This window comes from Pseudomonas sp. CFII68 (genome assembly GCF_000416195.1).
GTDB classification, from domain to species: Bacteria; Pseudomonadota; Gammaproteobacteria; order Pseudomonadales; family Pseudomonadaceae; genus Aquipseudomonas; species Aquipseudomonas kilonensis.
The window spans coordinates 49,704-76,430 of sequence record NZ_ATLN01000092.1 but is presented as its reverse complement, the minus strand read 5'-3'; the positions used below and the strand labels follow the sequence as shown (position 1 = coordinate 76,430).

The following is a 26,727-nucleotide window of genomic DNA, read 5'->3' as shown; positions in this document are numbered from 1 at the left end:
TTAAAAACGCGTGTTCTTGAGAAATTCCGCCAGGCGTGGCGACTGTGGCCGTTCGAACAATTCCTTCGGCGGCCCCTGTTCTTCGATGCGGCCCTGGTTCATGAACACGATCTTGTCGGAGACCTCGAAGGCGAAGCGCATTTCGTGGGTCACCAGCAGCATGGTCATGCCGTCTTCGGCCAGGCCCTTGATCACGTTCAGCACCTCGCCGACCAATTCCGGGTCCAGGGCCGAGGTCACTTCGTCGAACAGCATCAGGCTGGGGTTCATGGCAATGGCCCGGGCAATCGCCACGCGTTGCTGCTGGCCGCCGGACAACTGGCCGGGAAAGTGATCGCGCCGCTCCAACAAGCCAACCCGCTCCAGCCATTTCTCGGCCAGGGCCACCGCCTCGTCCTTGGCCAGCTTTTTCACTTTGAGCAGGCCCAGGGTGACGTTCTGCAACGCGGTCAAATGCGGGAACAGGTTGAATTGCTGGAAGGCCATGCCGGTCATGGCCCGGTGCCGGGCGATGACTTTCTCGGCGTGGCGCACACGCTTGCCGTCGATGTCGTCGTAACCGATGGACTCGCCATCGAGCATGATCTGCCCGCCCTGGAACTCTTCCAGCATGTTGACGCAGCGCAGCAGCGTGGTCTTGCCCGAACCGCTGGAGCCGATCAGCGTAACCACGTTGCCGCGCTGCATGCTCAGGTCCACGCCCTTGAGCACTTCCAGCGGGCCGTATTGTTTGCGCAGGCCGCGAATGTCCAGCAGCGGCTGGGTGTTGGATAAGTTCGTATTGGAGAAATTCGAGACGTCAGTCATGGCAAGGCCACCCGCTTTTCAATGTGTCGCCCGAGCAACTCAATGGCGTAATTGATGATGAAAAAGAGAAACCCGGCGAACAGGTAAAACTCCAGGGTCATGAAGGTCCGGGCGATGATCTGCTGGGTGCTGAGCAGCAGTTCGGCAACGCCGATCACCGACAGCAGGGTCGAGGCCTTGACGATCTCGGTGGAGGAATTGACCCAGGTCGGCAAGATCTGCCGCAACGCCTGGGGCAACAGCACATAACCCAGCGCTTGGAAAAAGGTCAGGCCAATGGCCTGGCTCGCTTCCATCTGACCACGGGGCAATGCCTGCAAGGCCCCGCGCACGATCTCGGCGACGTGGGAGCCACAGAACAGCGTCAGCCCCAGGACACCGGCCTGGAACGCGCCGATCTGCCAGCCCAGGGCCGGGGCCATGTAGAAGCAGGCCAGCACCAGCACGAACACCGGCGTGCCGCGAATCAGGTCGACGTAGAAGCGAAACGGCGCGCGCATCCAGGTCCGGCCATAGGTCAGCACCAGCCCGGCGACCAGGCCGATCAGCGTGCCCAACACAATCGCCAGCAGCGAACACTGCACACTGGTCAGGAAGCCGGCCCACAGGGTGTCGCGGGCAACCCATAACTCATGCAACCAACTGGGTGATTCGTACATGGGAGACTCCTAACGGCGGATCGCCAGGCGCTGCTCGAAATACCGCAGCACCATGGCAATGAGGTAACAGGCCGCGACATACAGGGCCGTGGTCACCAGCCAGGTTTCGATCACCCGGTAGCTCTCCACGTTGATCTTGCGGGCGTAATAGGTCAGCTCCGGCACGGCAATCGCCGCCGCCAGGGAGGTGTCCTTGAACAGCGAAATGAAGTTGTTCGACAAGGCCGGCAACACGTTGCGCAGCATCACCGGCACGGTGACGTAGGCCTTCACCTGCCACTCGCCCAGGCCGATGGCCAGCCCGGCTTCACGCTGTCCCTTGTGAATGCTCAACAACCCGCCGCGAAACACTTCGGTCAGGTAGGCCCCGGCGTACAGCGAGAGGGTGATGACGAACGACGGCAGCTTGTCCAGGCGGATGCCCAGGCTCGGCAAGGCGAAGTAGATCAACAGGATCAACACCAGGATCGGCGTATTGCGGATCACCGTGACATACACCGACGCCAGCACCCGCAAGACCCGATGTTTGCTCAGCAGCGCGAACGCCATCGCCAGGCCGATCACGCAACCGATGGCGATCGACACCAGCGCCAGGGAAAGCCCCAGGCCCAGCCCCGCCAGCAGGGTGTCGAAATCGCGCCAGACGGCGGCAAAGTTCAACTGATAATTCATGGTCGGCAGTACCTTCGACGGAGCGCCCGCAAGTGGCGCCCCGGGCTCACAGGGTCATTTGAATTCAACAGGAAAACCGATCGCTGGCGACGGCAGCTCGACACCGAACCACTGCTTGAACGACGCCGCATAGGTGGGGAACTCCACGCCGGTCATGGCTTCATGCAAGGTGGTGTTGACGAAGTTCAGCCAGTCCTGGTCGCCGCGCTTGACCGCACAGGCGTAGGTTTGCGGGCTCCAGGCATAGGCCGGGCTGCGGTAGCGGCCAGGGTTCTGCACCATCAGGTATTTGACCGAGGACTGGTCGGTGGCGGCGGCATCGGCGCGGCCGGAGTTCACCGCCTGGTACATCAGGTCGACGCTGTCGTACTGGTCGACCTTGGCCTTGGGCAGCGCCTGGTGCACCAGTTCCTCGGCGTAGACGTTCTGCAGCACCGCCACGGTGACGCCGTCGCCGGCGGCCTTGAGGTCTTCGATTTCCTTGTACTTGCTGTTGGCCGGCAGCAGCAGGCCCACCCCTTCGCGGTAGTACGGCAAGGTGAACGCCACTTGCTGGGCGCGGCTGGCGGTGACGGTGATGAACTGGCAGCTCATGTCGACCTTGTCGGTCAACAGGTTGGGAATGCGCGCATCGGAAGACTGCACCACGAACTCGACTTTCTCCGGGTCGTTGAACAGGCCCTTGGCGACCATCCGCGCGATATCGATATCAAAGCCCTGCAACTTGCCATCCGCTCCCTGGAAGTGCCACGGCGCATTGGTACTGCCCGTGCCCACGATCAATTTCCCCCGCTGCAGCACGCTGTCCAGCTTGCTGTCGGCCGCCTGAGCGACCCCCATGGCAGCCGTCGTGGCCGCGAAGAGAAAAACACACGCTTTGAACAAGGAAGGTCGGCGTTGCATGGCAAGCACTCCAGAATGAGTTTATTCCGCTATACCGGAACATGGTATGTAACAACGGAATAGACAGCAGAAAGTGTGCCACAGGCTTGCAGCGCGCGGGTGAGGAAAATGGAAAGTTAAGGAAATCATAGGGATAGAAAACAAGAAGATTGATGGCGTCCCACAGGCCGCACCGCTATTGCTACCGTTGACCACGGCTTGCGGGTAGCAAGGACCCAACCCGGTGCAACTGCACCGAAACGAAACGAAACGGGCGAGCGCAACGCAGAAGTGGAACTGCGAATAAGTACCTGTGGGAGCGGGCTTGCTCGCGAAGGCGGCGTGTCAGTCAACCAAGAAGTTGAATGTTCCGGCCTCTTCGCGAGCAAGCCCGCTCCCACAATGGTTCGGCGGCGTACCTGGGCTATTTGCGCTTGTAGCTCTTGCTGCCGCCGGGCGTGAGGCAATAGACCCCGCCCCGAGGCCCGACGCAGTAATTGCCACTGCCGCACTGGCAACCCTCGGATGATTTGAGCAGCGATTGCGGCCGGGCCTCGTTCCGAAGCCCCAGCACAGCGGAACAGGACTTCTTCGAAGCACTGATGGAACCGTCGTTGCACAGGAAGGTATCGCCGTCACACCCGGCAATCCCGCCCTTGCGTCCGGAACACGGTTGATTGGCGGCAAGGGCTGAAGTACACAGCGCCAACACCAGGGTCGTGACGCAGATGCGAAGTAAAGCAGACGTTCCGTGACAGAGATTCATGACAGCTTCCAGGCTGATAGATGGCCCTATGCTAGCACCGGATAATCTACCGCACCTAACGCCCGCAAAACCTCACCCTGGACAACATCCGCAAATCCCCCTCGCGGTAATAGTCATCACTCCAACTGTCATCCACTGCCAGTGGCTTGACCTGCTTGAGGGCGAGTTTTTTCGCGAAGTAGCGAAAGCGGTAATGTTCATAGAAACGCAGCAACTCCAGCCCGTAGCGGTCGGCCAGGTCGGTGTTGCCCTGGATGATCAGGTAATTCTCGTCGTTGCCGCTGCTGGCGGCGGCGCTCAGGTTGTGGCTGCCGCTGAGGATGGTCGGCGTGTCGCTGGTGAAGTCGGTGACGATGGCTTTGGTGTGCACCAGCAGGTTGCCCTTCTGGCCTTTCATGTTTTCCCGCAACCAGCCTTCCAGGCCGGTGTTGAGCAGCGCGGTGGCGGCGAATTCGGCGGTGCGGTCGGCGTGAAAGCCGGTGATGCGACTCTTGGTGTTTTGCAGGCCGTAGCGCAACACGTCGTCATTGGGGGCGCCGAGCAAGGCGTCGAGGATGCGCTCGGGCAACACAAAGGCGGTGACGAACAACAGGTCCTTTCGCGCACCCTTGATGATGTCGACGAAGCGATCCAGGTCGCCCTCCCCGGTGCGCGGCGAGAATCCGGCGAACAATGCCTCCTGCGGATCCATGGCATTGTTGTCGGTCAGCCACTGGCGAGTGGCACCGACGTCCTGGGGTTCGGCCCAGATCTGCTCGAACACCTGGAAGTAGCTGCCGCTCACCCGAGGGTCGTCCAGCACATGGACCACGTTGGCCTGGCGGTAGACACCGTTGGCGGTGAAGTTGGTGCTGCCGCATAGCACGGCTTCGGGTTGCAATGAGCCGCTGACATCTACCTTGCTCAGCACAATGAACTTGTTATGAAAAATGTTGTGGGTGACCCGCCCGCGCTTGTTGGCCGCCGGCATTTTTTCGAGGCTGGCTTCGTTACGCGCCGTGGTGTCGTCGCCCGGCTCGGCGTGGTACAGCACTCGTACTTGGGCGCCGCGAGCGTGAGCGGCAGTCACCGCATCGACGATCACCGGCAGTTCGTATTCATAAATGGCGACATCCAGCGCCCAGTTGGCATCCAGTGCCCGATCGATAAAACCGGTCAGGCGCCCCAGCAGGCCATTTTCCAGCCAGCGACGCGGGGCGTCGGGCCAGTCATCGATGGACAGGTGCTTGTTGGCGCCGATCAGCGCGTCCACTTCAGGAAACTTGCGCTGGAACGCCTGGCTGGCGGCCACGGCACGGTTGAAGATCACCCGCTGGTTGGCCGGCTGTCCGTCGTCGCTGGTGACGGTGACGGCCAGGGATTCGCCCAACTGCGGTGCTTCGGGGCTGCCGTAGGCCAGGTGCACGCGGTAGTGCATGGTCACGCCGGGGTTGACCGCGTAGTCGGCCCAGCGAAATTTCTGCAACGGTGCCTTGTCGCTGGGGGTGGCGTGGAACTGGGGAAAGGTGTGGGCCTTGTCGGGGAAGGTCAGGCTGTTGAACAGGAACAGCCAGGGCTTGTCACCCTGCTGCTTCTCGATGGCAAAGCCCAGCAGCCCTTTACGCCGGGATTCCGCCAGGTCCATGGCGAGCAGCACGCCGTTGGTGCCGGCATAGGCCTTGACCCGAAAATCGTCCTGGGCGTTGGTGACGAGTACGCGCATGGTTCACTCCTGTGAGGGGCTGCCTGAGCATAGTGCAGAGATGCGGGTCAGGTGGTCATATCCGGGACCGAGGTGATGCCTTCGCGAGCAAGCCCGCTCCCACATGGGTTTTGCGTTATTTGCCGGTAATCATCGGCAGGTTCAGCCCCTGTTCCTTGGCGCAATCAATGGCGATCTGGTAACCGGCATCGGCATGACGCATCACGCCCGTGGCCGGGTCGTTGTGCAGCACGCGGGCAATGCGCTCGGCCGCTTCGTCGGTACCGTCGCAGACGATCACCATGCCCGAGTGCTGTGAGAAGCCCATGCCGACGCCGCCACCGTGGTGCAGCGACACCCAGGTCGCGCCGCTGGCGGTGTTGAGCAAGGCATTGAGCAGTGGCCAATCGGAGACCGCATCGGAGCCGTCCTGCATGGACTCGGTTTCACGGTTCGGGCTGGCTACGGAACCAGAGTCGAGGTGGTCGCGACCGATGACGATCGGCGCCGACAACTCGCCGCTACGGACCATTTCGTTGAAGGCCAGGCCCAGCTTGGCGCGTTGGCCCAGGCCAACCCAGCAGATACGAGCCGGCAAGCCCTGGAAGCTGATGCGTTCGCGGGCCATGTCCAGCCAGTTGTGCAGGTGGGCGTCGTCGGGGATCAGTTCCTTGACCTTGGCGTCGGTCTTGTAGATGTCCTGCGGGTCGCCGGACAGCGCAGCCCAGCGGAACGGGCCGATGCCGCGGCAGAACAGCGGACGGATATACGCCGGGACGAAGCCTGGGAAGTCGAAGGCATTTTCGACGCCCTCTTCCTGGGCCATCTGGCGGATGTTGTTGCCGTAGTCGAAGGTCGGCACGCCCATTTTCTGGAAGGCCAGCATGGCTTTGACGTGGACGGCCATCGATTGCTTGGCGGCCTTCACCACGGCGGCGGGTTCGGTCTTGGCGCGGGCACGGTATTGGTCCCAGGTCCAGCCGGCCGGCAAGTAGCCGTTGAGTGGGTCGTGGGCGCTGGTCTGGTCGGTGACCATGTCCGGGCGCACACCACGACGGACCATTTCCGGCAGGATCTCGGCAGCGTTCCCACACAGCGCGATGGAAATCGCCTTGCCTTCGGCGGTGTATTTCTCGATGCGCGCCAGGGCATCGTCGAGGTCCTTGGCTTGCTCGTCGACGTAGCGGGTTTTCAGGCGGAAATCGATGCTCACCTGTTGGCACTCGATGTTCAGCGAGCACGCACCGGCCAGGGTCGCGGCCAAGGGTTGCGCACCGCCCATGCCGCCCAGGCCGGCGGTCAGGACCCAACGGCCCTTGAGGTTGGAGTCGTAGTGCTGGCGACCGGCCTCGACGAAGGTTTCATAAGTGCCTTGCACGATGCCCTGGCTGCCGATGTAGATCCAGCTGCCGGCGGTCATCTGGCCGTACATGGCCAGGCCTTTGGCGTCGAGTTCGTTGAAGTGCTCCCAACTGGCCCAGTGCGGTACCAGGTTGGAGTTGGCGATCAGTACGCGAGGGGCGTTACTGTGGGTCTTGAACACGCCCACCGGCTTGCCGGATTGCACCAGCAGGGTTTCGTCGTCGTTCAGGTTGGTGAGGCTTTCGACGATCTTGTCGTAGCACTCCCAGTTGCGCGCCGCGCGGCCAATGCCACCGTAGACCACCAGTTCCTTGGGGTTCTCGGCCACTTCCGGGTCGAGGTTGTTCATCAACATGCGCAGCGGCGCTTCAGTCAGCCAGCTCTTGGCGGTCAGCGTGTTACCGCGAGGGGCACGGATTTCAACGTCACGGTATTTTTCGGGTTTGCGGGTAGCGTCGGTCACAGCAAAAACTCCTCAGCGATCAATCCAGACCAGCCCGGGCAGTGGGCAGCGATTCAGCGGACGTTGCGTTGAATATCGGTGACTCATACGCATACGTCTTTACTTGTATGTACAAGCATATGCAATCAAGCGGCCAACTTGTTAGAGGTGGTGTTCAGAAACAGTTGGGCAATTGGCTGAAAGCCTTGTGATTTAAGGGCTGCTGAGCGGCATGAAATTTTTCAAGAGGGTTTTCGAGGGGGAAATTGGAGGGTCACAGACGCGTGGTGTTGCGCCACGCTGGGGCATTCGGTAACAAGTTGGTGCACAGAAGAAACAGCAGGCAGGCACCTTGTGGCGAGGGGGATTTATCTGTGGGAGCAAGGCTTGCCCGCGATGCCGGCGACTCGATTTTCTGGCGGACCGCATCGCCCTCGTCGCGGGCAAGCCTTGCTCCCACAAGGTACTTAATAAGCTGAAATTAGTGAGCCGTCAGCTCGATCACGCAGCATTGGCCGTGAGTGGAGACATCCACCAACCCGGTGTTACCGCTCAGTTGCAAGCAGTCGTAGAGGCCCAAGTCCACGGCGGACTCACCGATCCTGATAGCCAGTCCCGGAGCGGCACTGAACACCAGCACCGTTTGCGCGTCACTGAAAAACCGCTGTAGACCGCCCAACCACTGCAACCGCGCGCGGTAACGCTGCGGCGCGTAGATCAGGTTGAAGTCGCGAATCGGTCCGCCCAGCAGTGTGCAAAACACATGGCTCTCGCCGCTGAAGGCAAAGGGGTCCAGCGGATGCAGAGCCCGCGTGGCCTGGCCATCGACGTTCAGCGTCATGCCATCACCCTGCAAGACACTGATGACCCGCTCGTAACCGGCGAAGGTGGAAAAACCGCCCGACTCACCGATATCGGCAATCGACAGGCGCCAGCCGAAACCTTCCAGGCCGGCGCCGGCATCGCGAGTGATTTCCTCAGTGCTGCCGCCACCGTTTTTCCACGGCATGCGTGGGTAGTCTGCCGCGCGCAAAACCTTCAAATGGCTCATTTATGAAAGCGCCCTTCCAGACTGTGACGGGAGCCTGGATGGATCAGGCGTGCGGCGGTCACCGGCTGGCGTCCGGACCAGGTACGGCGACGGATCAACAGGCACGGCTCGCCCTTTTCGATCTGCAGCAACTTGCATTCGCTCGGCTCGGCCAGGATCGCCTCGACCACATGCTCGCCTTCGGTCAGCGGCGCGACCTGGTTGAGATAGGCGTAGGGCGTTTGCACGGTGAAGTCCTGCTTGAGGTATTCAGGCGCCACCAGTGCGTTGACGAAGCGGTCCTCGATTTGCACGGGGATGTCGTTCTCGAAATGCACGATCAGCGAATGGAACACCTTCTGGCCTTCGCGCATGTCCAGGGCCAGGGCCCGCTCGGAACCGGCCGCCTCTTCTTCCAGAGTGATGACCTTGCAGGAGTGGCGATGACCACGGGAGGCGATTTCGTCGGCGATGTTGTGCACTTCGAACAACGCGGACTGGCTCTTGGGCTCGGCCACGAAGGTGCCGACACCCTGCATGCGTACCAACAGGCCGTCGGCGGTCATTTCCCGCAGCGCACGGTTGATGGTCATGCGACTGAAGCCCAGTTGGCTGACCAGTTCGCTTTCCGACGGCACGCGATAATGCGGCGGCCAGTTTCCACTGTCGATCTGCTGGGTGATCATTTGTTTGACGCGGGCGTACAGGGGTGCCGGACTGTCACCCATGTTTGCGGCCAGCGGCGGTTTGGCAGGCGGAGTCGACACGGCGGTTCCTTGTTCTGCGGATAAGAATGCTAGCTTGCCGGAGTTTACCGGCCAGGCAAACGTCTGTATATGTATATACAAATTACGCACGATGAGGTTGAACCATGTCCGCCTTCTTTGCCGAATGCGCGCTGCTGCCTAGTGGATGGGCCCATGATGTACGTCTTGAGGTCGATGCCGAAGGCGTCCTGACCCATGTCCAGGCCGGTTCCCACGCAGACGGCGCCGAACGGCTGGGCGGTCCGCTGTTGCCGGGTATGCCGAACCTGCACTCCCACGCCTTCCAACGGGCCATGGCCGGGCTGGCGGAAGTGGCGGGCAATCCCAACGACAGTTTCTGGACCTGGCGCGACTTGATGTACCGCCTCGTCGGAAAAATCAGTCCCGACCAACTCGGCATCATCGCCCGCCAGCTGTACATCGAAATGCTCAAGGCCGGCTACACTTCGGTCGCCGAATTCCATTACGTGCACCATGATATCGACGGCACGCCCTACGCCGACCCGGCGGAACTGGCCTTGCGCATCAGCCACGCCGCCAGCGCCGCTGGCATCGGCCTGACGCTGCTGCCGGTGCTCTACAGCCACTCCGGTTTTGGCGGCCAGGCGCCCAATGACGGGCAACGCCGGTTCATCAACAGCACCGAAAACTACTTGAAGCTTCAGTCACGCCTGCAGCCGATCCTGGCCGGGCAGCCGTCCCAGGCGCTGGGTCTGTGCTTCCACTCGCTGCGTGCCGTAACGCCCGGGCAGATCCAGGATGTGCTGGCCGCCAGTGACCGCGAGTGCCCGGTGCACATTCACATTGCCGAGCAGCAAAAGGAAGTCGATGACTGCCTGAGCTGGAGCGGTGCCCGCCCGCTGCAATGGCTGTACGAAAACACCGAAGTCGACCAGCGCTGGTGCCTGGTCCACGCCACCCACGCCAACGCCCAGGAAGTCAGCCTCATGGCCAGGAGCCGGGCGATTGCCGGCCTGTGCCTGACCACCGAAGCCAACCTGGGGGACGGGATTTTCCCGGCCGTGGATTTCCTCGCCCAGGGCGGGCGCCTGGGGATCGGCTCTGACAGCCATGTGTCATTGAGCGTGGTCGAAGAATTGCGTTGGCTGGAATATGGCCAGCGCCTGCGGGATCAACGGCGCAACCGCTTGTATCGAGCGGATCAGCCGATGGTCGGCCGCACCTTGTTTGACGCGGCGCTGGAAGGCGGTGCCCAGGCCCTGGGGCAACCGATCGGAGCCCTTGAAATCGGCAAGCGTGCCGACTGGCTGGTGCTCGATGGCAACGACCCGTACCTGGCCACGGCCCAGGGTGACGGGATCCTCAATCGCTGGCTGTTTGCCGGCGGCGATCGCCAGGTACGGGATGTGTGGGTCAAGGGCAAGCGCGTGATTGAAAACGGCCGTCATCCTGACGAACGCGAGGCCGCTGCGGCGTTCACCCAGGTACTAAGGGAATTGCTACGCTGAAATGTCGATTCATCATTGTCCTGCAACGACGCTCTATTACACATAAGTCAACATCCAACAATCCACCATAGGGATTTGGTCTTGCCAAAGGCGGACCAAATCCCTTCCTCCAGCCTGCAGCCCATCCGTTCGCCCCAAAGCCCTCCAATTGTTGAACCCCGTGCTCTGCCAAATGCATTCGAATTAACTTAACCGAACCATTAATAGAGTCTGCCTCAAGTAAACTCCAGAATCGCAACAATTAATAACAACAAAAATTAGACATTCCGCGCTCAAAATTTACACTATCGCCGCGACCTGTTGGCAGTCCCTAAAAAAACCAATCATTACGACTCCAGACACCTATTAAAAATTCACGCTGACCAAAACGCGGAAAAATATATGACAAAAAAAGACATCCAGAACATGCTTTCCCTACGCAAGCATGTCGAGGGAGGTTTTTTCTCTCAAACATTTGATTCTGCTATTAACGTAAATTTTGACCGAGCCGGGCTGAGTATTGAACGCGGCCTTGCGAGCGTCATTTATTACCTGCTGACTGATGACAGCCCTATCGGTTATCTTCACACCAACTTATCGCCCATCATTCATTTCTACCACAGCGGCTCACCAATAACATACCGCTACATCCATATGAATGGAGATACTGAAGAACATATACTCGGCCCGGATCTGGTACAGGGGCATTCATTGCAACTTTATGCGCCCGCCGACATTTGGAAATGCAGTGAGCTTCAGCTGGGTGGTGAATACGGTTTGATCAGTGAAGTCACAGTGCCCGCTTGGAACGACCTGGATTCCCGGCTCGGTCAAAGAAACGAGCTGCTGAAAGCCTTTCCTCAACATGCGGCCTGGATTGAAAAATATAGCATTCCATGAGGATCTGGCATCCTTCGTTAAAAACACAAAAAACCCAACCAGTTTTTTGCCCACATCTCAACCACTCTCCAACAATTAAGCCCAAATCCAATGGCGCAGACGAGCCCGCACACTCCATGCTAATCCTAAACAGAATAAAAAGAACCACTTACACTAAAGCGTTGAGTTTCTATAACGACGTTGTCACCCAGTCTGGCCTCAGATCGGCCAGAGCCAGAGTACTCCTTGTATGTCCTGGCTACGAGTCAACCTTCCCGATGATCGAAAGCATTTCCCGTCATTTTGATCTGTGCGGAATCATAATAAAAAATTCCACAAAAAGAACGGCAGGCTCTCTCAAGGCATTATTAACAACTCAAGACTATCCAGTTTTGGACATCTCAAAGCAGGATATAAAACTTGCTTCACAAGAAACCATAGATAAATTACACACCGCAATTGGCGACAACAACTGCATAGTTTTGGACCATGGAGGCTATTTCGCCTTAAACGAAAAAATTCTGCGAGCACTAGGCCCCGATGTTATTTCCGGAATTGCGGAATATGCGTTAAATGGCGAACAAAGGTATATTTCACTCAACATTAATGACCGCCCAATCATTTCAGTGGGCAGACTTGCCTTGAAAAGGGAAAGTGACCATGCATCGGCTGACAGCATACTGCTTGCTGCCGAACTATACCTACAAAACGGTGGTGTCATGCTCTTCAATCAAGACACCAAAGTGGGTGTGATTGGCCACGGGACTCTTGGCAGCCGAATAACACACCAGCTCCAGGCAAGGCACGCAGAAAAACCATTGGTATACGATACAGACTCTGGCCGAACGACCGGAATCCCTGAAGAAAATATCGCACACCGCATTGATGAGCTTTATGCTAAATGCGATGTTATATTTTGCGCCACAGGCAACCATGCCATCAAAGCCAGTGACTTCGAAAAAGTCAGGGACGGCACAATCATATTTACAGTTACATCACCCGATGACGAGCTCAATCTTGAAGCACTGTTACGCGAAGGAATCATTTCGCTTCAAGAACAGCACGAGAGCAGTCAAACCTATATATACATCGTACGTTCGACTGGCCACAAAATAATTCTCCCGTTTAATGGAGAATCACCCAACACATTGATTGATTTCGGCACTGCCGACCCATCCATACATCAGCCTTGCGCAGCTCATATCATTGCTGGAAACAGATTATCCCAAAATAATCTCCGCTATTCTTGCGGCGTACAGGATCTTAACAAAGAGGATGAGTCGCTCGCTTTCGATATTTGGCAACAGCACTACCGGATGCCCCCCACGGAAAGTGCGCTCCCGTTCAAGCCCCCCCAAAAAAACAAGTTGGAGGAGCTCCCCTGCTGCTGACACTCCCTCAAGCCCACCGACTAATTCGAAGTCCTGGCCATCTGTCGATCCGACGCGCGCCAGATCAAGCGTGTGGTGTCGTAGCCCTGCTGGCGCGCGATGCTCAGCAGTTCCTCACGCACGACGCTATTGACGGTCGGGGTACGGGACAGCAGCCACATGTAGCGACGGCTTGGGTCGCCGACGATGGCGGTCTTGTAGTCATCGCTGACGTACAACACCCAGTATTGCCCTTTCGCCACACCCGGCACGATCCGTGAAAACCAGTTGTCGAACTCGACCCAGAGCTTGTCGGTCTTGCCCGGCACCTGCGGCGAGGCGGTGCCCCTGGCTTCTTCCCACTGCCAGTCCGAGGTCAGGCAGCGATTGAGCACACCCACGTTGCCGTCTGGCTTGAGGGTGTAGTGGGCTTCCGATTGCGCGCAATTGCGCTGGAAATACATGGGCAGGCGGGCCAACTCATACCAGGTCCCTTGGTAGCGCTTGAGATTGACGCTGTTGACCGTCTTGGGTGCCAGCGGATCTTCGCCAGAAGTGGCACAGCCAGCCAAAACCAGGCCAGCCAAAAGCACAAAAACTAACCGCATCATTATTTTTCTCCCGCAGGCCTCTGGCCTCGGTTTACTTCAGGCCTTGGCCGGAAAACATCAACACTTTGTCACCGGCGTACTGCACGCTGATAAAGCTTTTCTGGTCGCCCCAGGTGCAGCTGGACATGCCGAGCGCGCCTGAACAATCGGTCGGTTTCCCCAGTAACGTTTCGACTTCGGACTTGGGCATGCCAGCCGACAGTTTCGAATAGTTTTCCTGGTTGACCTTGCTGCATGCAGTCAACACGACGCACATAAACAACAGGGCGATAGATCGCAGCGACATGGAGTAACTCCTGGAACGAAGGGTGGTGGCAGGGTGCCAACCTGATCCTTAGAAGAGAAAACCCCTATCTGGTTCCCTGACGCCCCCAGTATTTATTGGCTGTGCAGAGGTGTTTCACCGGTGAAACAACCAGTTTGTGACGCCGTCGTACCTTTCGTCGGGATTGGGCCCGTGGCGCCTGATGGGCTGGGCTTCTGCGCCGATAAGAAGTAACAGCGCAAAACCCTGCGTTATGGCAAGTTGACAGCCCGTCCTGACCCGTCCCTTCGCGGTAGTGCTCCTAATGACCAGAAACATGAAATTCAGCCATAAAATCCTGCTGGCTGCCGCCCTCGTGGTGGCCGTCGCATTCGCCTGTTTCATCCTGTTCAACGACTACCGTCAACGCCAGAGCCTGCACGCCAGCACCGAGACCTCCATGCAGGAACTCGGCAGCCTGACCAGCCGCAACATCCAGACGTGGGTCGACGGCCGCATCCAATTGCTGCAATCGCTGGCCCAGCAGATCGCCGTGGACGGCAACAGTGCCGACAGCCTCAAGCGCGCCGTGGGCCTGCCGGCCTACACCGGCAATTTCCAGCTCAGTTATTTTGGTGGCACCGACGGCGTGATGTTCTCGGTACCGGCCGGCAATCGCGCCGCCGACTACGACCCGCGCGCCCGTGGCTGGTACAAGGCCGCCAACAGCGCACAGCAAACCATCGTCACCGAACCCTACATCGCCGCCTCGTCGGGCAAGCTGGTGATCACCGTCGCCACCCCGGTGCAGCACCAGAACCAGATGATCGGCGTGGCCGGTGCGGACATCGACCTGTCCAGCATCAGCGCCATTATCAATTCGCTGAACTTCGGCGGCCACGGCCACGCGTTCATCGTCAGTGCAGACGGCAAGATCCTGATCCACCCCGACAGCAAGCGCGTGCTCAAGACCCTGGCCGAGGCCTACCCTAACGGCGCGCCGCAAATCAGCCCGGGCGTGAAGGAAGTCGACCTCGACGGCAAGACCCAATTCATCTCCTTTACCCGCGTCAGCGGCGTGCCGGGCGCCGATTGGTACGTGGCATTGGTGCTCGACAAGGACACCGCGCTGGCGATGCTCAGCGAGTTCCGTACTTCGGCGCTGATTGCCATGGTCATCGCCGTGGTGTTCATCATCGCCCTGCTCGGCATGTTGATCCGCGTGCTGATGCAACCGCTGCTGACCATGGGGCGCGCCATGCATGACATCGCTGAAGGCGAAGGCGACCTGACTCGGCGACTGGTCATCCACGGCCAGGACGAATTCGGTGCGCTGGGGACTTCGTTCAACCGCTTTGTCGAACGCATTCATACCTCGATCCGTGAAGTGGCCTCGGCCACTGGCCAGGTCAACGAAGTCGCCCTGCGCGTGGTCAGCGCGTCCAACTCGTCGATGTTCAACTCCGACCAACAAGCGTCGCGCACCAGCAGCGTGGCCGCCGCCATCAACCAGCTCGGCGCCGCCGCCCAGGAAATCGCCCAGAACGCCGCCCTCGCTTCGCAACACTCCAGCGATGCGCGCAACCTGGCCGAAGACGGCCAACAAGTGGTGGATAAAACCATCGCGGCCATGCAGCAGTTGTCGGCCAAGATCAGCGATTCGTGCGGCAACATCGAAACCTTGAACAGCAACACGGTGAACATCGGCCAGATTCTTGAGGTGATCACCAGTATTTCCCAGCAGACCAACCTGCTCGCCCTCAACGCCGCCATCGAAGCGGCCCGTGCCGGTGAAGCCGGACGCGGCTTCGCGGTGGTGGCCGATGAAGTGCGCAACCTGGCCCACCGCACCCAGGATTCGGCGCAGCAAGTGCAGAAGATGATCGAAGAGCTGCAAGTCGGCGCCCGGGAAGCGGTACTGACCATGACCGACAGCCAGCGCCAGAGCGAAAGCAGCGTCGGCATCGCCAACCAGGCCGGCGAACGCCTGGGCAGCGTGACCCAGCGTATTGGTGAGATCGACGGCATGAACCAATCCGTGGCCACCGCCACCGAAGAACAGACCGCCGTGGTGGAGTCGATCAACGTCGACATCACCGAGATCAACACCCTGAACCAGGAAGGCGTGGAAAACCTGCAAGCCACCTTGCGGGCCTGTGCCGACCTTGAGCAGCAGGCGGCGCGGTTGAAGCAGTTGGTGGGTAGCTTCCGGATCTAGTGCTCTCAAGGGCCCTTTCGCGAGCAAGCCCGCTCCCACAGTTGACCGAGTTCCGTCAGGTAAACGCGATCAACTGTGGGAGCGGGCTTGCTCGCGAAGACGGCATCAGCCGCGCAGAACACTCAGAACCTGGACCCAGGCCTGTTCAAGAATTCCACTTCCTCAGCCGTGGACTCGCGCCCCAACACCGCATTGCGATGGGGAAAGCGCCCAAACCGGGCAATGATCTTCTGATGCCGTTCGGCATAATCCAGGTTGTCCTCAAACACCGCCCGCTGCGCCTCCGGCTGTTCTCGCACCAAGTCGATAAACCGTGACACGGCCTCGTTCTGCACCGCGAGGTTTTCGCAGTGTTCGAGTACGAGATAGATGAATACCCGCTGGATCGGTTTGAGTTGCTGGTCAAAACCCGCCGCCATGCCCTGGGCCACCAGCGCTTGGGCACGCAGGTCACCGGAAAAGGCCTTGGGGGTGTCGCGGAAGATCATTCGCGGGAGTTGGTCGAGTAGCAGCACCAGGGCCAGCCAACCTTCCGGGCGTTGCGCCCAGTCGGTCAATCCGCCGGCCAGTGCCAGCTCGACCTGATCGCCAAAACGCTCGTTGGCCTGGCGATCATGGCGTTTGCCGAACCACAGCTTGCCTCTGTCAGCCGATATCTCGTCCGGTGTCTTGGCTGAACCAAACCACCAGTCGAGCAACGGCTGCCAGGGCTCGGCCATGATTTATTCCTTGTGGTAGGCCGTGGCGCGCGCCACTTCTTCCTTCGAGCCGAGGAACACCGCTACGCGCTGGTGCAGGCCTTCGGGCTTGATATCGAGGATGCGCTGGTGGCCGTCGGTGGAAGCGCCGCCCGCCTGTTCCACCAGGAACGACATCGGGTTGGCTTCGTACATCAGGCGCAGTTTGCCTGGCTTGGACGGCTCACGGCTGTCGCGCGGGTACATGAACAGACCGCCACGGGTCAGGATGCGGTGCACATCGGCAACCATCGCGGCAACCCAGCGCATGTTGTAGTTCTTTTTCAGCGGGCCTTCTTCGCCCGCCAGCAACTCTTCGACGTAGCGTTTTACCGGGGCTTCCCAGTGACGCTGGTTGGACATGTTGATGGCGAATTCCTGGGTGGTTTCAGGAATGGTGATGTCTTCGTGGGTCAGTACGAAGCTGCCCATTTCGCGGTCCAGGGTGAAGCCCTTGACGCCGTCACCCAGGGTCAGCACCAGCATGGTCTGAGGGCCGTAGATGGCGTAACCGGCAGCGACCTGCTCGGTGCCTGGCTGCAGGAAGGCCTTTTCATTCAAGGCTTCGTTCTGGCTCAGGTATTCATTCGGGCAACGCAGTACCGAGAAGATGGTGCCAACCGGTGCGTTGATGTCGATGTTCGACGAACCGTCCAGTGGGTCAAACACCAGCAGGTAGGCACCCTTGGGGTATTTGCCCGGGATCTGGTAGGCATTGTCCATTTCCTCGGACGCCATGCCGGCCAGGTGACCGCCCCATTCGTTGGCTTCGAGCAGGATTTCGTTGGACAGCACGTCGAGCTTCTTCTGCACTTCGCCCTGCACGTTTTCGGTGCCCATGCTGCCCAGGACACCACCCAGCGCGCCTTTGGAGACGGCGTGGCTGATTTCCTTGCACGCACGCGCCACCACTTCGATCAAAAAGCGCAGATCGGCAGGGGTGTTGTTGCTGCGGGTCTGCTCAATCAAATAGCGACTCAAGGTAACGCGGGACATGGACGGCTCCGAAGAATAGGGGACGGAAAAACCAGCGCAGTTTAGCGCGAGTCGGGACTTAATTCCTCCTATGAGACGGGATATGGAGGATTGAGTTCATATCCGAGCCTGCCAACCTGCGTAGGAGCTGTCGAGCGCAACGAGGCTGCGATCTTTTGATCTTGATTTTTCACTCAAGATTCAAGTGTCTGGGGAAAGATCGCAGCCTCGTTGCACTCGACAGCTCCTACACATTGCATATTTATGCAAAACAGCATTTGTCTTCTGCGAAAAGAACAAGCACTATGCGCGTTATGCAAAAACGCAACGTTTCTACCGTATTAAGAGCATTGCTCGATCAGCACGGGATCTCCCCCACGGAGCTTCACCGGCGTACCGGCGTGCCTCAGTCCACCCTCTCGCGGATCCTCAGCGGCAAGATCGTCGACCCTTCGGATAAACACATCTCGAAGATCGCCGAATACTTCGCCGTGAGCACCGACCAGTTGCGCGGGCGCGCGGACGTTGTGCCCGCTGGCAATGCCCGCCGCGATGAGCCGCATTCCGAACTCAAGGACATAAGCCTGTGGGACGACGAAACACCCGTCGAAGAAGACGAAGTGTCGGTCCCTTTTCTGCGCGAGGTTGAATTGGCTGCTGGATCAGGAAGATTCGTCATCGAGGAAAGCGAGCGCTCCAGTTTGCGCTTCGGCAAGCGCAGCCTGCGTCACAACGGTGTGCAGTTCGACCAGGCCAAGTGCGTGACGGTGCGCGGCAACAGCATGTTGCCGGTGCTGCGCGACGGCGCCACGGTCGGAGTGAATGCGGGCAAATGCGGGATCGGCGACATTGTCGACGGTGACCTCTACGCCATCAACCACAACGGCCAATTGCGGGTGAAGCAGCTTTATCGCCTGCCCACCGGCATCCGCCTGCGCAGCTTCAACCGCGATGAACATCCGGACGAGGACTACACCTTCCAGGAAATGCAGGATGAGCAAATCGTCATCCTCGGCCACGTCTTCTGGTGGGGCATGTACGCCCGCTAACCCCTCCGCTGTCAGATAAAACCCGCCGCCGTGCGGGTTTTTTTCGCCTCCTGAAAACCCGTAGCCCCTGTGTTTACGAGGGTTTCATGCGCTGGCGCATTTTCCGCGCATAAATAAATGCATTTGCGCATTGACTGTATATGCATCCATGCATATTCTGTGTCCAAGCCGCTCGACAAAGCGGCTGGCAACGAAGCTCTTTAGTTCCACCAACAGGCAGCGATGAACCGGCCTTAACGGTTCAGAGGGTTGGCAACTGACCCGGGTGTGCAGCGTAAAGCACCAGAAGCAGTTATCCGGCGGGCAGGGACCGCGGTCGGAGGAACAATTTGAATGGATCCGTACCGCGCCAGTCGCGCCGAAAGATCAACTTCCTTCTGGCCATTGGTCAAGGAAGGCGAAGGAGCGCATTACTGAAAAGCCCGGTTCATTGCCGGGCTTTTTGGAATGCCTATCTGAAGCAGGCAGATCGAAGAGTGCCGGAGTACCGGCAATCAATAAGGATATGAGCATGAAAAAATACGCACGTGTTGTGGACGGCAAAGTCGACAACATCTACGAAACCGTCAACCCGATCTCTGAGGAGTTCCCAGCAGACCAACTTTGGATTGACGTTACTGGCAGGTCCAACGCTGAGGTCGATTATGACTACAACGCAGTCAACACTGATGGGCTCTGGTCGTTCAACTCCGGTTTCCCTTGGCCACAGACTGCACTTGCGGAGCAGATGCGTATTGAAAAAAGCAGGCGACTCGACAGCGTCATGACCCAAGTGGCGTCTTCGGGATTGCAATTCAAAGTCGATCTGGGCGTCGCTACCGCCGCCGAGCAGGCTTACTTGATTGCCTTCAAGGAGTATTGCATCGCCTTCACTCAGGTTAACAAACAGCCCGCTTTTCCACTGAGCATTGTTTGGCCAGAGTTGCCCTGAACGGAGTGTCTTCTTGAAAAGCCCGGCGCAGTGCCGGGCTTTTGCACTGCCTTTCAACACTCATCCATCACCCCCCCAGGAAACGAGACATGACAAACGAGCAACAAGCGTTGCTGGACATGTCGATCTGACTGGTCATGGTGCTCGCTCTGGTGGGTGGAGGGGGTCGGCGAGATGTGTCGCGCCGCCAACGGGAGGGCTTTCGATGCTGAAAGATTTCAGATGCGGTCACTGCAAAAAACTTCTGGCCCGCATGGGCGAGAACACCGAACTCCAGATCAAGCGTTCCCGGTGCGGGACGTTGAATCATGTGAAGGCCGTTGAGCCTCGAGTGATCGCTGGTGAGCGAACAGCGTGCGGAATAGGCCCTGCACTTCGTACTCAATGACATCCATCGAGGTAAGAAAAATGAAATTGCTCAAAAAAATCCTGCTGGCGGCTGCGTTTTTGTCGTCCTTCGTATCCCTGAACGGTTGGGCTGATACGGCGATGTCGTGGAACCTGGCCCGGGACATGTACCTGATGACCGAAGCGGCACCGGTCGGTTCGCCCTGGTCGTTCATGCAAAACAAATCGGGGGTGAACGCCTCGGCCAACTACACGCTCTTTCCGTCGTTCCAGGCCGGGGGCTGTAATGGCAAGCCAACCACCTGCTGGCGCGACGATGCGACGGGCGCTTGGATTTCCATTCCAAATGAAAGCTTCACCTTCACTGGCTCGGGCACCAGTTTCGTGTTCAAGCAGGGCGATGTGGCCACGCATCCTGGTACCAACAGTCAGAGCATCTTCCGTTGGGCCAGTCCTGTCACCGGCAATATCAACGTGCTGGGGCGGGTCAATGACCTGCATAACGCTTGCGGGGATGGTGTTGGCTGGTCGCTGAACCTGGGCGACACCGTGCTCCAGTCCGGGAGCCTGGCAAACGGCGGCAGCACCACGTTCGTGCTGAACAGCGTCGCAGTCACGCCGACATCTTCGCTTTATCTGGTCATCGACAGAAAGGCTAACAACTCTTGCGATGCGACCAGCGTGGACATGCTGATTACTCGGTAAAAACCTATTTATCTAAAGGAAATAAACTCATGAAAAAATTCTTCAGCGTGCTGATTGCAGCCGTCCTGGCTACCCAGACCCTCCATGCGTTTGCTGAAACCTCCCCCGTCGGTTCCTGGCAATTCGCTTACTACCACGTTCCGGGCGGTGGTTTTTATGCCAACCAAACGATCTGTTTCAAAGCAGACAATACCTGGTACTCGAGTTCGCAGGCTGGCTGGAAGGGCGCATGGTTTCAGAACGGCGACGATCTCCAATGGAATGGGAGTGTGCCAATGCCGGGTGCAGGGAGCGCCAACAATCTCGCGACCATTGCCATGGGTAAGTTAGCTGTCGCTGGTTCGATGTCGGGTAACTACGCGGAATGGGCCGCACCCAGTGCGCTACCGCTGTCTTGGGACAGGCACTACACCTACACCATGACTTACAAAGGCGCGACCTGCGCTGCGCCAAAGTGACGTCAGCCGCCAATTGCCTGACAAACGTTTGAACGCCGTCTCTAGCGACTTAATGGGTTGCATCGACCCACATCTCATTCAACTTCAAACAACTTACCCGCCCAATCTTAATCACCCCAGGAAACGAGACATGACAAACGAGCAACAAGCGTTGCTGGACATGCCGATCTGGCTGGTCATCGTGCTCGCCCTGGTGGGCGGGGTGTCCGGCGAGATGTGGCGCGCAGACAAGGAGGGCGCCCGTGGCTGGTCGTTATTGCGGCGCCTGGCCTTGCGCTCCGGTGCCTGCGTGGTCTGCGGCGTATCGGCAACCATGCTTTTGTATGCCCTCGGCATGTCGATCTGGAGCGCCTGCGCTTTGGGTTGCCTGACCGCCATGGCCGGTGCCGATGTGGCGATCGGTCTTTACGAGCGCTGGGTCGCCAAGCGGCTCGGCGTCTGCGAAGTGCCGCCGCGGGACATTCCTCCCGACCAGCCGTGAATCGACAGCGCTGATCCATACCAAAGGAGGCGATCAATGCCTGCCCTTATCGAAAAACCGTCGCAGCTATTCTCGGCCATTGCCCAGACGCTGCGCGCCATTTATCCCGCCTTGAAAGTCGGCAGCCCCCAGGATTTCGATGGCACCGACGATCAACCCTGGGTGCTGATTGCCCTTGAGCGTGATGCGCCCGGTAACCGCGCCAATGACGGGCGTATCGCCCATGTCCTGACGGTTTCCTTGCAAGTGGTCATGGCCGTTCCAGGATGGGATGCCTGCGATCTGGCCGGGGAGCTGAAACACCTGGTCATGGACAACCGCTGGGGGCTGTCGGGCGATCAATGCGACCTGCCCACGGAGCTCGATGGCCTGCCATCCACGTTCATTAACCCGGCACGGGCTTACACAGCCTGGACCCTTTCCTTCAACCAAACCCTGTACCTCGGCCCGACGCTGCTGGAGGACCCGCTGGGCATCCCGAAGTTTGCCCGTACCTGGGAAGTGTCGAACATCGACGACCCGGACCAATACACCGCACTCGAGGGCTGAGCCATGTTTGATGCGCTGTTACGGATGCATCTGGGGCCGATCATCGAGCGTCTGGCGCAGATGGAAACCGAGCTGGAAGACATGCATCGGCGGGCGGAGAGTTTCTGCCGCATCGGCGTTTGCCAGGAAGTCGACGCGGCCAGCAACACCTGCAAAGTCAGCCATAGCGGACTGCTGACCCCGGCGATCCGCTTTTTCAATCCGAGTGCCGGGGCCCAGAGCGAGTCGCGGATTCCTTCCGTGGGCGAGCAATGCCTGTTGCTGAACCATGGCGGCGGCGAAAGCGGTGGGCAAGCCGTGGCGTTGTTCGGCCTCAACGGCGGTCAGTTCCCGCCCGTCTCGACCCAGGCCTCGCTGACGCGGCGCCTCTATCAGGACGGTACGGAAAACGGCTACGACCATGCCAGCCATGTCCTGCACTGGCAAAACGGCCCGGCGACGTTCAGCGGTTCTCGTGAATCCCTGCAGTTGAACATTGGCCCGTCGCGGCTGGCGATGACGCCCCAGGCCATCGAATTGCAAGTCGGCGCCGTCGGCATTCGGCTCGACGCTTCCGGCGTGCACCTGAGCGGCCCGGTGGTGGATCACCAGGGACGCGTCATCAGTACCGCATAAGAGATTTCCTCATGATTGGAATCGATCGAAACACCGGCGCCACGGTCGACGACTGGCTGCAGTTCGTGCAGCGCGCCACCCGTGCCTTGACCACGCCGTTGGGCACTCGCCAGAAGCGCCCGTTGTATGGCTGCGCACTCACGCAGTTGCTGGGGCAGAACCTCGGTGACGACCTGCTGATCCTGGCCCAGAGCCACGCGGCCCAAGCGTTCTACAACCCGGACAACGGCATCGATGATTTCGAGCCGCAGGTCATTGTCGCCAGCCGACAGGGGGCCGGATTGCTGCTGCGTTTCGCCGGCACCTGGAAAAACCGCAAACAGACTTTCGAGGTGGTGACATGAGCATGTTGATACCCGGCCAGAACCAACTGGCCGAACCGGCCATCGTCACTGTCGAAGCGTTCGAGGATCTGCTGGCAGAGTTCAAGACTTTCGTGGTCGAGTACGTCGGCGCACGCTCTCCAGCAAGCGCGGCGAAGCTGGTGGACAGCCTCGAAAACGAAAGCGAACTGCTGACCCTGGCCCTCGAGGCGTTCTGCGTCCGGCTGCAAACCCACGAACGCAAATACAACGCCCGCATCAAGCAGATGTTGGCGTGGTGGGCCACGGGCACCAACCTCGACGCTCGCCTCGCGGACATGGGCCTTGAGCGCCAGTTGCTCGACCCGGGCGACTCGGCGGCATTCCCGCCCGTTCCCCCGGTCTACGAAAGCGATGACGATGCGCGGTTGCGCTACTACCTGGCGCCCCACGCCCCAGCAGCGGGGTCGCGCATGCAGTATCGGCGGGAGATTTTTACCTTGGGTGAACGGCCAGCGGTGAAGGTGGAAAACGCCTCGGCGGGTGTGGTGACGGTCACCTACACCTTCGACCCGGATGGTCATGCGGCGCAGGTCAAGGATGGTAATGGACGTCGGACAGCGCCGGGTGAAGTCACGGTCACGGTGCTGTCCCGTGACGGCGACGGCACGCCGACCGAGGCGCTGCTCGACGGTGTTCGCCAGCATTTCGCCCGGCCGGATGTACGACCGGAAACGGACCTGGTCATCGTCCAGGCCGCGCAGATCAAACCCTACAAAATCCGCGTCGTGGCGAAGATCAATGCCGGCCCGGATTCGGGCTTGACCCAGGTTGCCGCCGAACAGCAGTTGCAGGCGTATGCCGAGGCGTGTCATCGCCTGGAAGGGCGGGTGGACCCCAGCTGGATCGACTACACGCTGCACAGCGCGGGCGCGGTTCAGCTGCAGATTCTCGAGCCGCTCGCACCGATTGTGGCGACGGCTTTTCAAGCCCCGTACTGCACGGGCATCGAGGTCGAGGTGGATACGTTATGAGTGACGACACACCTCGACCGAGCCTGCTGCCGGTCAACAGCTCACCGCTGGAAAGGGCACTGGATCTGGGGTTCGCGCGGTTGCTCGAACGCATCGATCCGCCGTTTCCCGAGCTGATGAACCCGGCCACCACGCCCTTGGCGTTCCTGCCGTATCTCGCGGCGGATCGTGGGGTCAACGAGTGGAGCTCCGCGGCGCCCGAAGCTGAAAAGCGCCTGACCGTTGAACTCGCCTGGCCAACCGCCCGGCAGGCCGGGACGCGAAAGGCGCTGGAAAACGCGGCCAAGGGTTTGCAACTGATGCCTGAAGTGCGCGCCTGGTATGAGCAAACACCCCCTGGCCCGCCCTACAGTTTTTCCGTCCGGGCATTTACCGAGCAGCCCTACAGCGAAGAAATCGACGCCCGTCTCGACCGTCGCCTGGCGGATGCCAAAAGCGAGCGTGACACCTTGAAGGTGTCTGTCGGCTTGAGCGCCTTCGGCAGGCACGTCATCGGCGCCGCCACGCTGTGCGGCGAACTGACCACGGTTTATCCGATCGTCATCGAAGGACTGCAAGCCTCGGGTCAGGTCTTCATGGCCGCCGGGCTCTACACCGTCGAAACCTCCACTATTTATCCACAGGGGTCCTAAATGGCCGACTACTACACCCTGCTCACCGATGCGGGGATCGCCTACGAAACCGCCTGCAAGGCGGCGGGCACACCGATCAAGCTGTCGCAGATTTCCGTCGGTGACGGCGGCGGCACGGAATACAACCCGGCGGCAACGGCGACGGCACTCAAGCGCGAAGTCTGGCGCGGGCCGCTCAATGCGCTGTTCCAGGATGAAAACAACCCGAGCTGGCTGCTGGCCGAGGTCACCATCCCGTCCGACGTCGGCGGCTGGTATGTGCGTGAGGCCGGGATCTGGACCGATACCGGGATCCTGTACGCGATTGTCAAATATCCGGAATCGTTCAAACCGGTGTTGGCGACGTCCGGTTCGGGCAAAGAGTTCTACATCCGGTCGATTTTCGAGACCAGCAATGCTGAGCTGGTGACGCTGCTGATTGACGACACGGTGGTCAAGGCGACGCGGGCTTGGGTGACCGGCTACGTGGCTGACGAACTCGCCAAGCTCGACAGGAAGCAGTCGGTGCGGGTGGCGACAACGGCCAACATCGTCTTGAGTGGTGCGCAGGCGATCGATGGTGTTGCGGTGATCGCCGGGAATCGGGTCTTGGTCAAATCCCAGACCTTGGCGAAAGACAACGGTATTTACGTGGCCGCGAACGACGCTTGGGTCCGGGCAAAGGATGCCGATGCGAGTGCCGAAGTGAGTTCGGGATTGATTGTCTCGGTGGAGGAGGGCGCTACGCTTGCCAACACGATCTGGCAGTTGATTACCGATGGTGCGATTGTGCTGGGCACTACGGCGTTGGCGTTTCAGAACATCACGCAAGGGTTTGCGCCGATTAACTCTCCAGCTCTACAAGGAACACCTACAGCTCAAACAGCGGCTCAGTTTGATAACACGAACAAGCTTGCTACGAATCTGTTCGTGCAACGGGCTTTGGGTAATCTTAGTGCCGCTATACCTATCACCGATACAACCAGCCTGACGGCTGCGCATTGTGGCTTCCTACTGGTAGGGTCCGTTGGGCTTCTTGGTAAAACTGTTACGTTGCCCCCCATCAGTGGTCTGCCCACCGGCGCGACGATCCATTTTTCTGCCGGTGTGGCTGATACCACTATTGCAGCGGCAGGGTCCGACATCATAGGTCCGAACGTAGGTGCAACGGGTTCAACCATCACCTCGTTTGCAATTGACGCGCTTGATTCAATCACTCTTGTGAACGTCGGATCAGGCTGGCGAATGGTTGGCGGTTCTCACCTTAACAAACACAGCAGCCAGTTCGGCGCTAGTCTCGTTGCCAATGGCTATCAGAGACTCCCGAGCGGTCTGATCATTCAGTGGGGCACTGCCGGGAATACAAACGGATTTGGAACATGGACTTACCCGATAGCATTCCCAAACGCAGTTTTTCGTGTGTTTGCCAGTAACGACGCCACGGCCTCTGGTGCCAACATGTACGCATGTGGCGCTCATCCCTCGGGAACTCCTAAAGTATCAGCCACCATCGCGAGTCAGTTGGCGACTGGGGGGGACGCCATCTTCCTGTTTGCCATCGGTTACTGACATTCAGAATAAGGAACTCCTACCAAAAGACAATTATTTCATCAGTCCTGGATACTGGGACTGTGAGTGCGAGGTGAGAAAATGACTCTTTTTTCAAGCAAGACAACGGGTGGTTTCTACGATGACTCCATTCACTCTGCAGCGCAGATCCCCGAAGATGTGGTTGAAATAACCCAAGAGCGACATGCGGAGCTTCTTGAGGGGCAGTCCATAGGAAGGCGGATTTCAAGTGGCGCAGATGGTTATCCAATACTTATCGATCCACCTGAACAATCGCCTGAGTCTTTCGCGGCGGTTGAACGTATATGGCGTGACGGCCAGCTTGTCATGACCGATGGTATGGTCGCCCGGCATCGGGACGAGTTGGAGGAGGTGTCAGAGACCACTCTTTCTGTCGAACAATACTCGGAGCTTCAAGCTTATCGGCGAGCGCTACGCAGTTGGCCGGAGGGGAAAGAGTTCCCGCTGCTCGATCATCGTCCGATCGCGCCGTCCTGGCTGTTCAAACAACCCCAATAAACGCCC

The 26,727-nt window shown here is 59.2% G+C and carries 30 protein-coding genes; 17 read left to right on the top strand and 13 right to left on the bottom strand.

Features of this window, described 5'->3' with window-relative positions; all coding sequences use genetic code 11:
- The 9 genes from CFII68_RS12325 to hutC all read right to left on the bottom strand — a co-directional run bounded on the left by CFII68_RS12325 (nt 1) and on the right by hutC (nt 9,029).
- On the bottom strand, nt 1-807 hold the full coding sequence (locus CFII68_RS12325; protein WP_018608022.1) for an amino acid ABC transporter ATP-binding protein: 807 nt from the start codon (nt 805-807) through the stop codon (nt 1-3).
- The gene (locus tag CFII68_RS12330) at nt 804-1,466 is read right to left on the bottom strand and encodes an amino acid ABC transporter permease (RefSeq protein WP_014338686.1); all 663 of its coding nucleotides are present in this window, start codon (nt 1,464-1,466) and stop codon (nt 804-806) included. Before CFII68_RS12330 ends, CFII68_RS12325 begins: the two co-directional genes overlap by 4 nt.
- Before the next feature lie 9 nt (nt 1,467-1,475).
- Nucleotides 1,476-2,138 (bottom strand): amino acid ABC transporter permease, encoded by a 663-nt coding sequence (locus CFII68_RS12335; RefSeq protein WP_018608019.1) that lies wholly within the window; start codon nt 2,136-2,138, stop codon nt 1,476-1,478.
- Between the two features lie 54 nt (nt 2,139-2,192).
- Nucleotides 2,193-3,041 (bottom strand): transporter substrate-binding domain-containing protein, encoded by an 849-nt coding sequence (locus CFII68_RS12340; protein ID WP_003200222.1) that lies wholly within the window; start codon nt 3,039-3,041, stop codon nt 2,193-2,195.
- Nucleotides 3,042-3,444: 403 nt separating this feature from the next.
- Nucleotides 3,445-3,786 (bottom strand): hypothetical protein, encoded by a 342-nt coding sequence (locus tag CFII68_RS26845; protein ID WP_018608017.1) that lies wholly within the window; start codon nt 3,784-3,786, stop codon nt 3,445-3,447.
- Nucleotides 3,787-3,841: 55 nt separating this feature from the next.
- Nucleotides 3,842-5,488, bottom strand: a complete 1,647-nt coding sequence (locus CFII68_RS12345) for a phospholipase D-like domain-containing protein (protein WP_018608015.1) — start codon at nt 5,486-5,488, stop codon at nt 3,842-3,844.
- Nucleotides 5,489-5,603: 115 nt separating this feature from the next.
- A complete protein-coding gene (hutU, locus tag CFII68_RS12350; protein ID WP_018608013.1) occupies nt 5,604-7,292 on the bottom strand; it encodes a urocanate hydratase in 1,689 nt (562 codons plus the stop codon).
- Between the two features lie 460 nt (nt 7,293-7,752).
- On the bottom strand, nt 7,753-8,322 hold the full coding sequence (locus CFII68_RS12355) for a HutD family protein (RefSeq protein ID WP_018608012.1): 570 nt from the start codon (nt 8,320-8,322) through the stop codon (nt 7,753-7,755).
- Nucleotides 8,319-9,029, bottom strand: coding sequence for a histidine utilization repressor (gene hutC / locus CFII68_RS12360; RefSeq protein ID WP_172681130.1), 711 nt, complete (start codon nt 9,027-9,029; stop codon nt 8,319-8,321). The genes CFII68_RS12355 and hutC overlap by 4 nt, the downstream gene beginning before the upstream one ends.
- A 143-nt stretch (nt 9,030-9,172) precedes the next feature.
- Between hutC and CFII68_RS12365 the strand changes: the two genes are divergently transcribed.
- The 3 genes from CFII68_RS12365 to CFII68_RS12375 all read left to right on the top strand — a co-directional run bounded on the left by CFII68_RS12365 (nt 9,173) and on the right by CFII68_RS12375 (nt 12,786).
- Nucleotides 9,173-10,537: a formimidoylglutamate deiminase gene (locus CFII68_RS12365; RefSeq protein WP_018608008.1), complete on the top strand. Its 1,365-nt coding sequence runs from the start codon at nt 9,173-9,175 to the stop codon at nt 10,535-10,537.
- Nucleotides 10,538-10,918: 381 nt separating this feature from the next.
- The gene (locus CFII68_RS12370) at nt 10,919-11,416 is read left to right on the top strand and encodes a cupin domain-containing protein (protein ID WP_018608007.1); all 498 of its coding nucleotides are present in this window, start codon (nt 10,919-10,921) and stop codon (nt 11,414-11,416) included.
- A 257-nt stretch (nt 11,417-11,673) separates the two neighbouring features.
- Complete coding sequence (locus CFII68_RS12375; RefSeq protein WP_156886097.1) at nt 11,674-12,786, top strand: NAD(P)-dependent oxidoreductase; 1,113 nt, start codon at nt 11,674-11,676, stop codon at nt 12,784-12,786.
- 20 nt (nt 12,787-12,806) lie between these two features.
- Here the strand turns inward: CFII68_RS12375 and CFII68_RS12380 are convergent, their stop codons facing one another.
- Both CFII68_RS12380 and CFII68_RS12385 read right to left on the bottom strand, forming a co-directional pair.
- Entirely contained in the window at nt 12,807-13,376 is a 570-nt protein-coding gene (locus CFII68_RS12380) for a lipocalin family protein (protein ID WP_018608005.1), read from the bottom strand.
- Nucleotides 13,377-13,407: 31 nt separating this feature from the next.
- On the bottom strand, nt 13,408-13,662 hold the full coding sequence (locus CFII68_RS12385; protein WP_018608002.1) for a lipoprotein: 255 nt from the start codon (nt 13,660-13,662) through the stop codon (nt 13,408-13,410).
- A 283-nt stretch (nt 13,663-13,945) separates the two neighbouring features.
- Here CFII68_RS12385 and CFII68_RS12395 point away from each other — a divergent pair, with 283 nt between their 5' ends.
- Nucleotides 13,946-15,838: a methyl-accepting chemotaxis protein gene (locus CFII68_RS12395; protein WP_024618631.1), complete on the top strand. Its 1,893-nt coding sequence runs from the start codon at nt 13,946-13,948 to the stop codon at nt 15,836-15,838.
- 122 nt (nt 15,839-15,960) lie between these two features.
- Here CFII68_RS12395 and CFII68_RS12400 read toward each other — a convergent pair whose 3' ends face one another.
- Together CFII68_RS12400 and CFII68_RS12405 are read right to left on the bottom strand one after the other, a co-directional pair.
- Complete coding sequence (locus CFII68_RS12400) at nt 15,961-16,557, bottom strand: DUF924 family protein (RefSeq protein WP_018607995.1); 597 nt, start codon at nt 16,555-16,557, stop codon at nt 15,961-15,963.
- A 3-nt stretch (nt 16,558-16,560) separates the two neighbouring features.
- Nucleotides 16,561-17,571: a class 1 fructose-bisphosphatase gene (locus CFII68_RS12405; protein WP_018607993.1), complete on the bottom strand. Its 1,011-nt coding sequence runs from the start codon at nt 17,569-17,571 to the stop codon at nt 16,561-16,563.
- Nucleotides 17,572-17,864: 293 nt separating this feature from the next.
- Here CFII68_RS12405 and CFII68_RS12410 point away from each other — a divergent pair, with 293 nt between their 5' ends.
- The 13 genes from CFII68_RS12410 (at nt 17,865) to CFII68_RS12465 (ending at nt 26,721) form a co-directional block, all read left to right on the top strand.
- Nucleotides 17,865-18,599: an XRE family transcriptional regulator gene (locus CFII68_RS12410; protein WP_003198297.1), complete on the top strand. Its 735-nt coding sequence runs from the start codon at nt 17,865-17,867 to the stop codon at nt 18,597-18,599.
- A gap of 511 nt (nt 18,600-19,110) precedes the next feature.
- Nucleotides 19,111-19,530, top strand: a complete 420-nt coding sequence (locus CFII68_RS12415; protein WP_018607989.1) for a tail fiber assembly protein — start codon at nt 19,111-19,113, stop codon at nt 19,528-19,530.
- Between the two features lie 205 nt (nt 19,531-19,735).
- Nucleotides 19,736-19,918, top strand: a complete 183-nt coding sequence (locus CFII68_RS26840) for a Com family DNA-binding transcriptional regulator (protein ID WP_018607986.1) — start codon at nt 19,736-19,738, stop codon at nt 19,916-19,918.
- Nucleotides 19,919-19,938: 20 nt separating this feature from the next.
- On the top strand, nt 19,939-20,583 hold the full coding sequence (locus tag CFII68_RS12420) for a hypothetical protein (RefSeq protein WP_018607984.1): 645 nt from the start codon (nt 19,939-19,941) through the stop codon (nt 20,581-20,583).
- Between the two features lie 29 nt (nt 20,584-20,612).
- Nucleotides 20,613-21,041, top strand: a complete 429-nt coding sequence (locus tag CFII68_RS12425) for a hypothetical protein (RefSeq protein ID WP_018607982.1) — start codon at nt 20,613-20,615, stop codon at nt 21,039-21,041.
- A 130-nt stretch (nt 21,042-21,171) separates the two neighbouring features.
- Nucleotides 21,172-21,522 (top strand): phage holin family protein, encoded by a 351-nt coding sequence (locus CFII68_RS12430; protein ID WP_018607980.1) that lies wholly within the window; start codon nt 21,172-21,174, stop codon nt 21,520-21,522.
- A 36-nt stretch (nt 21,523-21,558) separates the two neighbouring features.
- Complete coding sequence (locus tag CFII68_RS12435) at nt 21,559-22,071, top strand: hypothetical protein (protein ID WP_014336815.1); 513 nt, start codon at nt 21,559-21,561, stop codon at nt 22,069-22,071.
- A 3-nt stretch (nt 22,072-22,074) separates the two neighbouring features.
- Entirely contained in the window at nt 22,075-22,686 is a 612-nt protein-coding gene (locus CFII68_RS12440; RefSeq protein WP_018607978.1) for a phage baseplate assembly protein V, read from the top strand.
- An 11-nt stretch (nt 22,687-22,697) separates the two neighbouring features.
- Nucleotides 22,698-23,030 carry a hypothetical protein gene (locus CFII68_RS12445; RefSeq protein ID WP_018607976.1) on the top strand — a complete coding sequence of 111 codons (333 nt, stop codon included), beginning with the start codon at nt 22,698-22,700 and terminating at the stop codon, nt 23,028-23,030.
- Nucleotides 23,027-24,022 (top strand): baseplate J/gp47 family protein, encoded by a 996-nt coding sequence (locus CFII68_RS12450; protein WP_018607974.1) that lies wholly within the window; start codon nt 23,027-23,029, stop codon nt 24,020-24,022. Before CFII68_RS12445 ends, CFII68_RS12450 begins: the two co-directional genes overlap by 4 nt.
- Nucleotides 24,019-24,654 carry a phage tail protein I gene (locus CFII68_RS12455; RefSeq protein WP_018607972.1) on the top strand — a complete coding sequence of 212 codons (636 nt, stop codon included), beginning with the start codon at nt 24,019-24,021 and terminating at the stop codon, nt 24,652-24,654. Before CFII68_RS12450 ends, CFII68_RS12455 begins: the two co-directional genes overlap by 4 nt.
- Nucleotides 24,655-26,202, top strand: a complete 1,548-nt coding sequence (locus tag CFII68_RS12460) for a phage tail protein (protein ID WP_018607970.1) — start codon at nt 24,655-24,657, stop codon at nt 26,200-26,202. It abuts the gene before it with no gap.
- A gap of 81 nt (nt 26,203-26,283) precedes the next feature.
- A complete protein-coding gene (locus tag CFII68_RS12465) occupies nt 26,284-26,721 on the top strand; it encodes a hypothetical protein (RefSeq protein ID WP_018607968.1) in 438 nt (145 codons plus the stop codon).
- Nucleotides 26,722-26,727: the final 6 nt, after the last annotated feature.